The following is a 12,158-nucleotide window of genomic DNA, read 5'->3' on the forward strand; positions in this document are numbered from 1 at the left end:
GCTGGCAGGGACGCATGGGGGTCCCGTTTTGTCAAGAGGGTGACGTGGAGAGCCAGATGGGCACCCGCTCGCGCGATCGCCGCTTCAAGCCATCCAATCACACTCTTTTTATACGGCCCTTCCCACTCAACGCCGTGGAAACGCTGGTTGCGAGCCGTGGGGAGCCATGAGGCGCATGCTAGTCGAGGCCGTCGATCAGGAAGCGGTCGCCAAGACGGTGAAGGCCGCAGTCGAGGCCCGGGGCGCCGTCGTCACGTCGTGGACGGAATCGGAGACCGAGTTCGAGGGGTTGAAAGCGGAGAACGGGGCGTTCACGCGCGCCGGCTACGTCGGCACCTACCAGTACCACGGCGAGAAGGACGTGCATCTTCAGGTGCGCCTCTTCGCACTCCTTCCCGAACGTTTGTTCTGGGCGGTGGTCTTCACAGAACTCGCGGTCGTCGTGGCGTTCCTCGTCACGGTCCCGGCGCCGAACCTTTGGGTGATCTCGGCCGTAGTGATGGCACTGGTACTTGGAGGCGCTTATTGGGCCCGGCGGGAATCGACGAAAATGTCGAGCGAACTCGAACTCGAGTTCGGCGCCTACTTGGCCGAGGAACTCACGGCGGAGGGTGCTCCAGCGGACATCGTCGTCCAGGAAGAACAACTCGATGAATTGGAGGAGATCGAGGCGATCGAGCGCGAGTTGCGCCTGGAGGCGACGAAGAAGGAATTGGCGAAGACGAGGCCCGCAATCATCGAAAGAACAAAGGGCGCGCGTGAGAAGCGACCCCCGGCAAGCGCCAAGCCCCAGGACGACGCGGAAGGCAGGCGGAAGCGTCTTCTTACCCTCAAGGCCGAGCTCGAGAAAAAACGCGCTAGCCGGCAAGAATCGTCGAACACTAGAAGCACCACTTCGGGACCCGCGAAGCCTTAAATACCATTACCGGTATGCAAGGCGCGCCTTCAGGCCTGTACTATAAAGCTTGGGGCAAGCGTGGTCCGGATGGTCCTTCAAAACGCCTTACTCATCTCCATAGGGTCGGCTGTCGCTGCCGGCCTCGTCGCTAGCGGCTTCGCCTTGACGCTCTCGCGACCCGCCAGTCGCGGGAAGGACAATGCGGCGCTCGCGGCCGTGTCGAGCGCCGTCGCGACCCAAGTCAGGTGGCTCTACCTTCGCCAAGGACAAATCATTGCGGTCACTTGCGCTCTTCTAGCCGGCATCGTGGGTGTCTTTGCGACCCCCGAAGCTGGTCTCGCCGTCTTGATAGGCGCGGCCACGACGCTTCTCGTGGGGCTTGCGGCCTTGAACCTGACAGCGGGCGCCGTGTACCGCGTCGCGCTCCTTTCAAAGGACCAAACGCCCGAAGCGCTGCGTCAAGCGCTGAGGGCGGGGACGGCGATAGGACTCCTTTCGACGGGCCTCACGCTCGTCGTTGTCGCCGCCACGTTGTTCCTTCTCGGAGGAAGCGCACTTACGGGTGCCGGGCTACCGACGATCGACGCTCTTCTCGGCTTTGCCCTGGGTGCAGCTACGGTGGCGCTTCTCAACCGGCTCGGTGGCGGGATATTCACGAAAAGCGCCGACATAGGGGCGGACCTCGTCGGCCAGGTCGAAGCGGGCCTCGCCCCCGACGACCCTCGAAACCCCGCTGCGTTCGCAGATGCATGCGGCGACCAATTGGGTTCCGCCGCGGCGGCCGCCTGCGAATTCGCCGAAGTCTACGCGACGTCGCTGGTGGCCGCGATGGCCCTCGGGGTCGCGCTCGCGATCGGGGCCGCAAGCGTTCCCGCGGAGATCGACGCGTGGGCGAGCCTGCCGCTCCTCCTTGGGGCGAGCGGAGTCATCGCTTCCATCATCGCGACGCTCGTCTTCGCGTCGGGCAAGGGCGACACCGTCGCCGGCACGAGGATGACCCGGGCGTACGTGGTGGGCGGGCTCGTTTCAGGCGTGGGGGGCTACTTCGTCGTGAGCGTCGCGGTCGGGACCGAGAACATCGGCCTCTACATCGCCTTCCTCCTTGGCATCCTCGGCGGGATGGTCACGGCACTCCTCTCCGAGAAGTACACGACGCCGTCGGGCAAGAAAGTCGCGGAGATCGCCGAATCCAGTAAGACTGGAAGCGCCACCAACATCATCGCGGGGCTCGGCAACGGCCTCGAAGCGACGGGTTCGCCGACGATGATACTCCTCATCGTCGTCATAGCGGCCTACGCGGCGGGCGTGAGCTACTCGGCCGCCAACTCGCTCCAAGCGGGCATACTCGGCATCGCGCTTTCTGGCGTTGGTCTACTTTCGATCACGGCGATCACGTTGGGCATTTCCATCAACGCCGCGATAACGGATTGCGCGAACGGCCTATGGGCGCTTTCCGGGAACAAGGGGGGGCAGGCGCGCGAAGCGCTCACGGCGAGCGGCAAGGGTGCGCTTCCCTACGCCCGCTCCATCGTCGTCGCCTCCTCGTTGTTTGCGGCGCTCTCACTCGTCCTTTTCTTCGGCTGGCGCGTCGGCGAGGCCTGCGGCACGCAACCCGCAGGAGCGGCGGCCGTGGTGTACAACTACGTCTCCTGCGCCAAGGTGATGACTGGAGGGGCTTTGACCGTGAACATCAGCGACCCTTACGCCCTCGTCGGTCTCTTCATCGGCGGAATGATGCCTTTCCTCGTCACGGCCCACGTCACCCAGGCGGCCTCCAGGACGGCCGTCGGGATCGTCACGGAATCGAGGCGCCAATTGAGGGAGCGGCCGAACATCCTCGGCGGCTCCGAGAAGCCCGACTACGACGCGGTGGTCAAGGCGGGTTCAGAGGCAAGCCTCGCGCAGCTCAGCGTCCCGGCCGTGATCGCTTTGGGCATCCCGCTTCTCATCGGCATGGCGCTTCCCCCGACGGCGCTTGCGGGCCTCATAGCCGGCGTCACGGCCACCGGGCTTCTTCTCGCCATGATGCTCATCCTTTCAGGGGCCGGCTGGGACAGCGCCCGGCAATCCCTGGAGTTTTCGAAGACCGATTCGCCGCAGCACAAGGCGTCGGTCGTCGGCGACACCGTGGGCGATTCGTTCAAGGACGCCGCCGGGCCGGCGCTGAACGTTCTCATCCGCGTGACGGCGCTCACCGCCATCATCCTGCTTCCCTTCTTCCTCTCTCAGAGCCTCATCAGGTAGGTGCCAAGAAATGTACTCGATAGTCCCAATGGAAGACACCGTACGCATCCCCCCGTCAGAACTCGGAAACGACCCCATAGAGGTGACGAAGCTCCTCGTGCGGCGCAGTTTCGAGGGCAGGATGACCAAGCGCCACGGCCTCGTGGTGGTCGCGATGAACATCGTTCGACAGGGCGAGGGCCGCGTGATACACGGCGACGGCGCAGTATACCAGCGCGTCAAGTACGACGCGGTCGTCTTCAAGCCCGAGGTCGGTGAGATCGTCGAGGGCACCATCTGCGAAGTCGTGGAGTTCGGGGCGTTCGTGCGTTTCGGGCCGCTCGACGGACTTCTGCACATGAGCCAGATAATGAACGATTACCTCAACGTCGACACGAAGAACGAACGTCTCATCGGGAAGGAGACCGCCCGCACGCTTTCGATCGGGGACCAGATCCGGGCCCGCTTGGTGACGGTGAGCCTCAACGAACTCTCGCCTCGCGAATCGAAGATCGGTCTCACGATGCGCCAACCGGGCCTTGGAAAGCAGGAGTGGCTCGACGAGGACCGCGCCAAGAAGAGCGGTCAACCCCTGCCGGAGAAACCGAAGGGCGGCCAGGCGAAAAAGCCAAAGCCCGCTGAGGCCCCAAAAGAGGCGTCGGTGGCCGAGACGAAGGAGAAGGAGGCCTAAGGCGATGAAGGCCTGCCGGGACTGCCATTTCATCACGGAAGGCGAATCGTGCCCGTCCTGCCGGGGGACGAACCTCAGCAAGGACTGGGCCGGATACGTCGTCGTCATCGATGCGAAACGCAGTGTGCTCGCCAAGAAGATGAACATCGACGCACCCGGAAAATACGCTCTCAAAGTAAGGTGAACACCTGTACCGACTCCCCGATGGGATGCGTGACGAACTCACGAAGCCTCTCGGGCGCGTGTACACGACCGAGGAAGCGGTAGAGGCCGTCAAGAAGACCGCGTGGCTCGTCGCCGTGGGCGACGTGACCACGGAGTCCTTCCTCGAAGGGGGCCTCGTGCCTCGCGTCATGGTCGTCGACTTCAAGACGAGGCGAAGCGGCGACATGGAGCGGCTCCGCGCCCGGCTCGCGGGGCTCCAAGCGACGACGGTGAAGGTGCAAAACCCCGCGGCCCGGATAACCGATGAGTTGTGGCAGGCGGTCGCCTCGTCGCTATCGGGAAACGGCCACACGGTGATCGAAGTCGACGGCGAGGAGGACCTCGCGGCCCTTCCCGCGCTGATGCTCGCGCCCAACGGGACGGTCATCGCCTACGGGCAACCGGAGATGGGGGTCGTCCTCATCACGGTGGACGCGGCCGTGAGAGCGCGGGTGAGATCCATATTACAACGAATGGAAGTGGAATGATGGAGATAGAGATACAGAACCAGAAGGAGAACGTGCTCTTGAACCGCAAGGAGGTGCACTTCGTGGTGAAACACGCGAAGGGCACGACTCCGAAGCGGGACGAGGTGCGCGAGAAGCTTGCAGGTCTCTTGAACACCAACAAGGCCAACGTCGTGGTCGACGAGATGGAAAGCGAGTTTGGGAAAGCAGAGACGGTCGGCTACGCCAAGGTCTACCCGAGCCCCAAGGCCGCAGCTGACCTCGAACGCCATTACCTGTTGAAGCGCAACAAGTTCGAAGGCCTGCCAGAGAAGAAGAAAGCAGCGGCGCCCGCGGCGGCGGCACCCGCGAAACCGGCGAGGAAGTGAGATAGATGGCACCCCCACCGAAGAAAGGCCCTGCGACAAAGCAGATCCAGGGCGGAAAGGCCCAACTCTACAAGATAGAGGGGAACAAGCTCGTCCGGACGCGGAAATCCTGCCCCAAGTGCGGCCCCGGCGTGTTCCTGGCGGAGCACAAGGACCGCAATTCATGCGGGAACTGCGGCTACACCGAGTTCAAGAAACAATAGACCAGCATATCTGGGCCCGCTTCGGCGGGCCTCCTTTTTTCCTTCGAGTCTCACTTCCCAGCGGACGCTTACGGGCTCGGCGTTGTCGTCACCTCTAAGAGCCCGTCGCGCTTCGAAGGACCCGTGCGCATTGAACGGAACGGCATCGTTCTCATCGTCGTCTCCGCGGTGTCTTTCGGTGGCGTCGCCGTCTTGAGCAAACTCGTGCTCGAAGGTGGCCTCGACGTCCTGTGCCTTCTATTCTGGCGCTGGCTCATCGCGGGGCTAGCGGTGGCGCCCTTGGTCTTGTTCGGCAGGGGAAAGAAGCTACGGCGCCGCACGATCGCGTATGCGTTTGCGCTTGGCGCCGTCGGGCAGTACGGCACATCGGGCGTGTACACGGAGTCACTTCGTTATCTTCCGGCGGCCATCGCGAGTTTCCTCCTTTTCCTGAGTCCCGTCTTCGTCGCGGCCTTCTCCGCGATACTTTTCGGCGAGACTTTGACGCGGCGTGGCTTGGCGGCTCTCGCGCTCTCGGTCTTGGGGCTCGCCTTGATGGCGTTCGCCCCGGGAGGCGAAGCGCCCATCGTGGGGGTCGTTTTGGGCCTTGCCTCCGCGCTCCTTTACGCGTCCACCATCGTCGCCGGGCGCAGGATAATCGGATCCGGGGACGGCCTTTCGGTGGCCTGGTTTCTCATGCTCGGGGCGACCACCATGTTCGCGGCGACCGCCCTGGCAAGCGGTGGCCTACACGGCCCAACGAGCGCAAGCGTCTGGTCCGAGCTCGTGGTGCTCGGTGTGGTCAGCACGGCCTTGAGCATCGGGACCTTCTACGTGGGGCTCCCCCTCGTCGGCGCCCCGAAGGCGGCGCTTGTGAGCACCCTTGAGCCCGTGAGCACGCTGATCCTCGCATTCCTCGTCCTTGGGGAGAACCTCACGATCGCCCAATACGCGGGCGCCGGCCTCATCTTGGCCGCCGTCGCGATCGTAGCGACTGAGAAGAAAGGCGCTCCACCCGGGCCGCCGATCCCTTAAGGCGGAGTCCCCTCACGTCCTACGCGGTCGCGAGGCGCCCGAGCCTGTCTCCTTGATGAACGTCCCCTCGCGGTACTCCTCGAGCGCCGTCTCGATCTCCCGCTTCGTGTTCATGACGATGGGACCCCACCAAGCGACCGGCTCGCCCAAGGGTTTTCCAGAGACCAGGAGGAAACGTGTCGGCCTCGGTCTTGCCGTCGCGCGAACGGTGTCTCCTGCTCCGAGGATCGCCAAGTGCTCTTGCGGGACGACGGACTCCTTGCCTTCGCCAAAATCGACGCTTCCTTCTAGAACGTAAGCAAGCGTTGTGTGACTCTTCGGGATCGCGTGTTCGAACGTCGCGCCAGGTCCGAGGGTCACGTCAAGATACGAGGGGTCCACGACGATGTCCCGGACCGGCCCCTTGACGCCCGCCAACTCGCCGGCGATCACTCGCGCCCTCTTCTCGGGCGTCGCGATGATGGGGATCTCGGGCGCCTTGATCTCCTGATAACGCGGCGGCATCATCTTCTTTCGCGCCGGAAGGTTCACCCACAATTGGAACCCGCCCATGCCGGTGCCAGAGGCCGGTCTTGGCATCTCCTGATGGACAATGCCGCTACCCGCCGTCATCCATTGGACGTCGCCCGCGCCGATCGTGCCCTTGTTCCCCATACTGTCCTCGTGATCCACCCGACCGTCGAGCATGTACGTCACCGTCTCCATCCCGCGGTGGGGATGCCACGGGAACCCCGCGACGTAATCGAGGGGGTTTTGCGAGCGGAAATCGTCGAGGAGAAGGAATGGGTCGAGACGAGGGACCTGGTCGTGGCCGAAGGCGCGCTTGAGGCGGACACCGGCGCCTTCGATTGCGGCGCGAGCGGGGAGGATCTCAGCGACGGGGCGGGTCGGTTTCTTCGCAGCGGCCATAACAATAGGGATTCGGCGGACACGGTATATAGAGGCTGAGTTACTGGAAGGGTGGGGGCGCGCCGAGGACCGGAGCGGAACCCAAGGTTCTGCTAGGCCGACGGGAGCCCCGAGCTCCCCTACGGAGGCCAGAAGTCTCCAACGTTACGTGGCCGCGGCCATGCGTGCGCTCGAACTCTGCAAGATTCCTGATAGTGAGCGCGCCCGTCGAGATTATCGCGTGGATTTGCCGGCATGGACATCCGGACTCTGATGGCGGGTTGGGGTGCAGCGGTGGCGTCGCCCGGAAATTCACTTTGCTTGGTCCGCGCCCCTGGTCGGCGCTCGCCAATTGCGCGATTCCGAGACTGTTCGTGGAAGGGTTTTCCGCCTTAAGGCGTATTCTTTATATATTATTACGTCCTAAGACGTATTATGGCTGGACGCTCGCGCGGGTTCATTCACTACTGCGAGCGCCTCTTCCTGGAAACGGATGCGCCCGTCCGATCGACCCGTCTCTGGCACGAACCCGGCACCACAGCGTCGACGGTGCACCAATGGATCCGCCACTTGCGGTTCCACCGAGTCATGACCCCTGTGGACGGCGGCCATCGGATCGATCGCGTGAGGCTCTTGCAAGTGCTCGCGGCCCATCGCATCGCCCGCATCCAGCCCGTACATGAAGGCGCGGTTGCCTTGGATGCTCGCGGCTTCTCTCAGGTCTTGAGCCAACGACGCATTCCGCACGCGCTCTGCATGCTGTCCGCCGCGAACGAGTGGACATTCTTTGAGCCGCGCTATGCAATCGACGTCTACGTCCGACGGGCCGATGCCCCGCGCGTGAGAGCCCTCACAACGGTAGGCCGCTACCGCGTGAACCTCTACGCCGAGAATCTCGGCGAGGTCCCGACGCGGGAGAGAGATGGCGTCCCCATCACCGACCTCTTCCAGACGCTCATTGATTGCCGGGCTCACCCCGAGGGTGGAGCACATGCGCAGTTCCTGGAACGAGTTTTGTTAGACAGGGCGAAGGTGACGCATGGGGCGGCGGCCAGGTGATGCGCACCGCGAGCTCGTGGACCCCCGGGCGTACGAGGTCGTCCGCCTCGTGATATCGCGCCTCGAGGAATGGGAGACGGAGTACGTCCTCGGCGGTGGTTGGGCCGTGTACGCCTATGGGTCCCGTGTGCCGAGTGCGGATACAGACGTCTTCTTTCCCGACGCTACTGGGCATGTCGTAGTCGAGCGGCTGGCTTCCGAGACAGGCATCACGACGGGGCAAGGCGCGCAGTTGGAGGCATTGAGCCTCGACGGCTTCAATTCCATTCTTGGACAGGACCCGGATTTCGGGGAACCAGACCTCGGTTACGTTCCACGAGGCCTGCTTGCCGGGCGCGTCCTTCGACGAAAGTTGGTCCTTGAGACAGAGACCGTTCAAGCCCGCGTGCCAACGGCTTCCGCATTGGCTTTCATGAAATTGAAGTCGTTCCACGACCGCGACATGGCGTGGCAAGCACTACGCGACCCGCTCGTCATGTCGGGGCTCCACCCGAGTGAACGCGGTATCGTCAGGGCGAAAGCGGAGTCCTACTACTATCGGAAGGCGGGCAAGGATCTCTATGACATCGCCTTCCTTTGCTCGGCCGCGTGCAAGCTGTCGGACTCTCTCGAAATCTCGGCAGAATTCGGGCTTCGCGAAGCTCTCCGGGCGCCGCTTGAAAACGTGGCCCCACAGCTGATGAATTTCGCGCTCGACCTGGCCGGAGGCGACCGGGCCACCGAGACGCTGCTACGAGATCTGGAGAACGAGCTGCCCAAATCATGAAAAAGAGCGAGCTACGGGCAAGTCCGAGTTCGACCAGGTTTTGCGCGGAATTCGGATTGATTCACGGGTTTCCCTCATGAAAAATATTATCCGTACTACTTTATGACGCGCCCGCCGAGATTATCGCTTGGATTTGCCCGTAACGCCACGACAAAGACGATAGGCCGCGTCCCTTTCATGATCGCGGTTCGGAACCTAACGACGACCCTTTCGGTCGCTCCTGCCCGAGCCCGCCGGAATCGGATTCCGGATACGATCAATATCCGCCACAAGGACCTCCCTTACGACCGCGTGGTCCGTGTTCAACTTGAACAGCCTAGACCGACCCAGTACCCTGGTTTCCACGACCAAGCCCTGGGCCAAGAGTTCCGACAGGTCCGCGTAGATCGTGGGTCTCGATATTCCCGTCGCTTCCGCGAGTTCTGTGATCGGGTAGTCCATGCTCGGGTGGTCTCCCAGAAAGTCGAGGAGCCTGTTCCGCGGACTCTCCCCGAACATCTCTGCAAAACCCATATTACATCAACGTAAAGCACTGTATACGTCAAACTATTTAGATGTACGCCCTTGTCCCGTCGTGCGAAGGCTCGATGCGCGAGAGGCCGCCATCTGTTTCAAACTCTACCGACACGGCCGCGTCGGCGCCGGCCACATCCTCATTGACAACCTGGTGAAGGGCTTCCCCAGTCATGAATTGGGCGAAATCCGAGACTCCGTGGAGAAACTCATCCGGGATGGCGTTCTGGTGCCAAAAAGCACAGCCCATGGGAAGGCGGTCTACGTCAACACCCGACTCCGGCTCGACGTCTACGACAGGATACGCGAGCACAAGGATTTCGCGTGGCTGCCGAAATGATGCTGGCGCGGCGCAACGTCGGACATCGGATTCCGTCCCGCCGATGGATGCCGTGTTACGGGCAAATCCAAGTTCGAACGCCTTTTCAGCCGAGGGCGTAATGTGTTTCCGCGCTTCTTCTTGGAAAAATATTATCACGTTTAGTTTATAACGCGCCCGCCGAGATTATCGCTTGGATTTGCCGGTAAACCAAGTGCGTCGTTCCATCGGTTGTTTACTGTTTTGGCGCTAAGGCCAGTGGAGCGACGACGGCCCGATAGTCGTTGAGGGAAACGTCCAGATGACCAAGAGCCTTTGTCAAGTATTGGCTGCCGAGGACGGTCCGGACCCTGGTCGAGGCGTCGGGTAAGAGCCGGTGCACGGCCTTTCGCATGGCGAGCGCGTCGGAGCCTCCGTGGGCGGCAAGGGCAAACAGATCGCAAAGGTCCTTCACCGCTTTGTCGTCCTTGGTCCGGTCGGGGAAACTGTGGAGTTTGGTGGCGACGAGGAGCGGCGTGGAGGGAAGGCACACGCTTGGCGCAAAGCCGGAGGCCCGCGGGTCGGGATCCTCCTCGGTGAAGGCCGTGGCAAGAAGGGGCTCGTCGATTGGGTCGAAACCGAGAATCTTGCGAGAGAGTGGGTGCCTCGCGGTGACCATCGGGTCCACGTAGAGCAGATGGTAGTGCACGTCCTCGATGCCCACCTTGGGCTCGACGCCCAAGGCCTCCCCCTGTTCATCCAACACCAGCCGGAAACGGAAAGCGCCCGAAGGCTCGAACCCCAGTTCGCGCAGGCGGTGCGGGGCCTTTGCCGCCGCACTTTTTGAGAACACGTCGGAGGACCACAGCGGGTCCACGAAATAGGCGAGATCGATGTCCCGGCTTCCGAAGTATTCCTGACCAAACGCGTTCTGCCACCCGTCTCTTACACGTAGGCGGACGGCGTGACCCCCGGCTAGCGCGACCGGGGTGGGGAGATCGTTCACGAGGGCGCTCAGGCGTCTTTCGCTCTCCCTGGTCAGGAGATTATCGTACACGGGCGTTGGCGACATGGTGCTCACGTTCGATCAGGAGTTCGGCGGCCTCGGCGGCGCTGCCGCCTTCCTGGAGGAGATCAACTATTACTTGCGGCAGCGGGGCGACGGGAATCTCTTTCCCGCCGACCTTTCGGACGCTGCGCTCGTCACGGACTAGGCTGTACGGGGCCGGGATCAGGCGGAAGTTCGAGCCACCGAGTTGTCCGCCCGCCTCTTCGAGGATGAGGCGTCTGGCTCGAAACACGAAACCTCCATCCTCGACGAGGCTTGCTGCCTGGTAGTCGAGGTCGGCGGGTATGTACACATCCATGCGTCGCGGAAAGAGGTGGCCTGCGTACGCGTTCTCGGCGTAGTACGTGGTGGCCATGGCGGTAAGCGACACGAGGTCTTCTCCATCGTACATGTGGAGCGGCACTGGCGCTTTATCCAACAAGAGGAGCGCCTTTACGGGATCCGGCACGAAGAAGCCGAACCCGCGGGCCGGTTTTCTATGGTCCGCCCACCACCGATATGTTGCGGGCGCGTCGATGACGGTGATCGGCGGACCGAGATCGATGAGACGCGCTGACGCGAGCTCATGGGTGATCTGGTGGGCCCACGAATAGGCGGTCTTCGCCGTCATGGCGAGCGCGTTGACGGAACGAAGGGCTTCCCTGGAGTAGCGAGGTAACGAGAGTGATCGGCCCGCGGCGCCTAGCAGGTGGCGCATCACGGTGTCGCGGGCTGGACTAGACCACTTATCTGCATTTGACACAGTTCATCTACTCCACAGATATCCGTGATTCCTTATATTTAAATACTTTGCAGATAACTACGCTTGGGCTTGGTCGAGACTTCAAAACAGAGGCTGCCCCGCGCGCACCATCGGCAGGTTGCGCCGGCCGGCGGTGGCGGGTCGAGGGCCAGGACATGGGCAACGTCGTCGAGGAAGGGCATGAACGCTTCGTCGTCCCTCTTCATCTCCACCCACGTTAGCGACCCGTCCAAGGACGCCTTGCCCTCCGCGTTGGCGTCGAATGTCGCCGGCGAGAAGCACAGCAGCCCCATGCGCTTCACGGGCGCGGCCGCGAACTGCCTCGCCGCCGGCTTCTCGAGCGCAATCGCGTAGGCGTGCAATTGCCGCGCGTAGAGCGCGATGTGTGCGTCCTTCGGGTCCGTGGTCTTGAAGTCGATGACGCAGTAGGTCCCGTCGTCGAACTTGATCAGGGTGTCGAAGATGCCTCTCAGGACTATCCCGCGCGACTCGCCGATGATTATCGGTTGGCTCTCCACCCACTGCCCCGCATGGGCGAACCGTCCGGGCGGCAGCCCCAGCCCAAGGTCGTCCGTCCGCGTCCCCATGAAACGCGCCTTCATCGCAGCGCTGGCGGAACCTTGGGTTCCGCCGCGCCGTGCGCAAGCCCGGCTTGCGCGACGGCATCGATGGTCGTGAAGATCTTGGGGAAGGGCGATGGCGGGCGACGGATCCCCTGGACCACTTTGAGGTAGAAGCAGCGCTTACACTCTTCC

The 12,158-nt window shown here is 62.8% G+C and carries 16 protein-coding genes; 11 read left to right on the top strand and 5 right to left on the bottom strand.

Annotated features, from left to right (window positions below):
- Nucleotides 1-175: 175 nt before the first annotated feature.
- The 8 genes from HY556_02450 to HY556_02485 all read left to right on the top strand — a co-directional run bounded on the left by HY556_02450 (nt 176) and on the right by HY556_02485 (nt 6,068).
- Nucleotides 176-916: a hypothetical protein gene (locus tag HY556_02450; protein ID MBI4392644.1), complete on the top strand. Its 741-nt coding sequence runs from the start codon at nt 176-178 to the stop codon at nt 914-916.
- Between the two features lie 60 nt (nt 917-976).
- The gene (locus HY556_02455; protein MBI4392645.1) at nt 977-3,142 is read left to right on the top strand and encodes a sodium/proton-translocating pyrophosphatase; all 2,166 of its coding nucleotides are present in this window, start codon (nt 977-979) and stop codon (nt 3,140-3,142) included.
- Nucleotides 3,143-3,152: 10 nt separating this feature from the next.
- On the top strand, nt 3,153-3,812 hold the full coding sequence (locus HY556_02460; protein ID MBI4392646.1) for a DNA-directed RNA polymerase: 660 nt from the start codon (nt 3,153-3,155) through the stop codon (nt 3,810-3,812).
- Nucleotides 3,813-3,816: 4 nt separating this feature from the next.
- Nucleotides 3,817-3,996 (top strand): DNA-directed RNA polymerase, subunit E'', encoded by a 180-nt coding sequence (locus HY556_02465; protein ID MBI4392647.1) that lies wholly within the window; start codon nt 3,817-3,819, stop codon nt 3,994-3,996.
- Nucleotides 3,997-4,021: 25 nt separating this feature from the next.
- A complete protein-coding gene (locus tag HY556_02470; protein MBI4392648.1) occupies nt 4,022-4,504 on the top strand; it encodes a DUF359 domain-containing protein in 483 nt (160 codons plus the stop codon).
- Entirely contained in the window at nt 4,504-4,851 is a 348-nt protein-coding gene (locus tag HY556_02475) for a 30S ribosomal protein S24e (GenBank protein MBI4392649.1), read from the top strand. Before HY556_02470 ends, HY556_02475 begins: the two co-directional genes overlap by 1 nt.
- A gap of 5 nt (nt 4,852-4,856) precedes the next feature.
- The gene (locus tag HY556_02480) at nt 4,857-5,054 is read left to right on the top strand and encodes a 30S ribosomal protein S27ae (GenBank protein ID MBI4392650.1); all 198 of its coding nucleotides are present in this window, start codon (nt 4,857-4,859) and stop codon (nt 5,052-5,054) included.
- A gap of 123 nt (nt 5,055-5,177) precedes the next feature.
- Nucleotides 5,178-6,068 (top strand): DMT family transporter, encoded by an 891-nt coding sequence (locus HY556_02485; GenBank protein MBI4392651.1) that lies wholly within the window; start codon nt 5,178-5,180, stop codon nt 6,066-6,068.
- Nucleotides 6,069-6,080: 12 nt separating this feature from the next.
- On the opposite strand, the gene HY556_02490 is transcribed toward HY556_02485, so the two are convergent.
- The gene (locus HY556_02490; protein ID MBI4392652.1) at nt 6,081-6,977 is read right to left on the bottom strand and encodes a pirin family protein; all 897 of its coding nucleotides are present in this window, start codon (nt 6,975-6,977) and stop codon (nt 6,081-6,083) included.
- A gap of 414 nt (nt 6,978-7,391) precedes the next feature.
- Here HY556_02490 and HY556_02495 point away from each other — a divergent pair, with 414 nt between their 5' ends.
- Together HY556_02495 and HY556_02500 are read left to right on the top strand one after the other, a co-directional pair.
- Nucleotides 7,392-8,015, top strand: coding sequence for a hypothetical protein (locus tag HY556_02495; GenBank protein ID MBI4392653.1), 624 nt, complete (start codon nt 7,392-7,394; stop codon nt 8,013-8,015).
- Nucleotides 7,996-8,781, top strand: a complete 786-nt coding sequence (locus HY556_02500; protein ID MBI4392654.1) for a hypothetical protein — start codon at nt 7,996-7,998, stop codon at nt 8,779-8,781. The genes HY556_02495 and HY556_02500 overlap by 20 nt, the downstream gene beginning before the upstream one ends.
- 195 nt (nt 8,782-8,976) lie before the next feature.
- On the opposite strand, the gene HY556_02505 is transcribed toward HY556_02500, so the two are convergent.
- The gene (locus HY556_02505) at nt 8,977-9,294 is read right to left on the bottom strand and encodes a helix-turn-helix transcriptional regulator (GenBank protein ID MBI4392655.1); all 318 of its coding nucleotides are present in this window, start codon (nt 9,292-9,294) and stop codon (nt 8,977-8,979) included.
- A 61-nt stretch (nt 9,295-9,355) separates the two neighbouring features.
- Between HY556_02505 and HY556_02510 the strand changes: the two genes are divergently transcribed.
- Nucleotides 9,356-9,634, top strand: a complete 279-nt coding sequence (locus HY556_02510; GenBank protein MBI4392656.1) for a hypothetical protein — start codon at nt 9,356-9,358, stop codon at nt 9,632-9,634.
- A 214-nt stretch (nt 9,635-9,848) separates the two neighbouring features.
- Here HY556_02510 and HY556_02515 read toward each other — a convergent pair whose 3' ends face one another.
- The 3 genes from HY556_02515 to HY556_02525 form a co-directional block, all read right to left on the bottom strand.
- Complete coding sequence (locus HY556_02515) at nt 9,849-10,664, bottom strand: nucleotidyl transferase AbiEii/AbiGii toxin family protein (protein MBI4392657.1); 816 nt, start codon at nt 10,662-10,664, stop codon at nt 9,849-9,851.
- A complete protein-coding gene (locus HY556_02520) occupies nt 10,639-11,358 on the bottom strand; it encodes a hypothetical protein (GenBank protein ID MBI4392658.1) in 720 nt (239 codons plus the stop codon). The genes HY556_02515 and HY556_02520 overlap by 26 nt, the downstream gene beginning before the upstream one ends.
- An 83-nt stretch (nt 11,359-11,441) precedes the next feature.
- Nucleotides 11,442-11,990, bottom strand: a complete 549-nt coding sequence (locus HY556_02525) for a PD-(D/E)XK nuclease family protein (protein ID MBI4392659.1) — start codon at nt 11,988-11,990, stop codon at nt 11,442-11,444.
- Nucleotides 11,991-12,158 lie beyond the last annotated feature (168 nt).

It is taken from the genome of Euryarchaeota archaeon, from assembly GCA_016207515.1.
GTDB lineage: Archaea > Thermoplasmatota > SW-10-69-26 > JACQPN01 > JACQPN01 > JACQPN01.

Bases quoted from the DNA above. Each gene is read 5' to 3' on its own strand.
- HY556_02520 (MBI4392658.1), bottom strand. From the start codon at position 11,358: ATGCGCCACCTGCTAGGCGCCGCGGGCCGATCACTCTCGTTACCTCGC.
- HY556_02505 (MBI4392655.1), bottom strand. From the start codon at position 9,294: ATGGGTTTTGCAGAGATGTTCGGGGAGAGTCCGCGGAACAGGCTCCTC.
- HY556_02500 (MBI4392654.1), top strand. From the start codon at position 7,996: ATGGGGCGGCGGCCAGGTGATGCGCACCGCGAGCTCGTGGACCCCCGG.
- HY556_02525 (MBI4392659.1), bottom strand. From the start codon at position 11,990: ATGGGGACGCGGACGGACGACCTTGGGCTGGGGCTGCCGCCCGGACGG.
- HY556_02495 (MBI4392653.1), top strand. From the start codon at position 7,392: ATGGCTGGACGCTCGCGCGGGTTCATTCACTACTGCGAGCGCCTCTTC.
- HY556_02465 (MBI4392647.1), top strand. From the start codon at position 3,817: ATGAAGGCCTGCCGGGACTGCCATTTCATCACGGAAGGCGAATCGTGC.
- HY556_02450 (MBI4392644.1), top strand. From the start codon at position 176: ATGCTAGTCGAGGCCGTCGATCAGGAAGCGGTCGCCAAGACGGTGAAG.
- HY556_02480 (MBI4392650.1), top strand. From the start codon at position 4,857: ATGGCACCCCCACCGAAGAAAGGCCCTGCGACAAAGCAGATCCAGGGC.
- HY556_02490 (MBI4392652.1), bottom strand. From the start codon at position 6,977: ATGGCCGCTGCGAAGAAACCGACCCGCCCCGTCGCTGAGATCCTCCCC.
- HY556_02460 (MBI4392646.1), top strand. From the start codon at position 3,153: ATGTACTCGATAGTCCCAATGGAAGACACCGTACGCATCCCCCCGTCA.
- HY556_02470 (MBI4392648.1), top strand. From the start codon at position 4,022: ATGCGTGACGAACTCACGAAGCCTCTCGGGCGCGTGTACACGACCGAG.
- HY556_02515 (MBI4392657.1), bottom strand. From the start codon at position 10,664: ATGTCGCCAACGCCCGTGTACGATAATCTCCTGACCAGGGAGAGCGAA.
- HY556_02475 (MBI4392649.1), top strand. From the start codon at position 4,504: ATGGAGATAGAGATACAGAACCAGAAGGAGAACGTGCTCTTGAACCGC.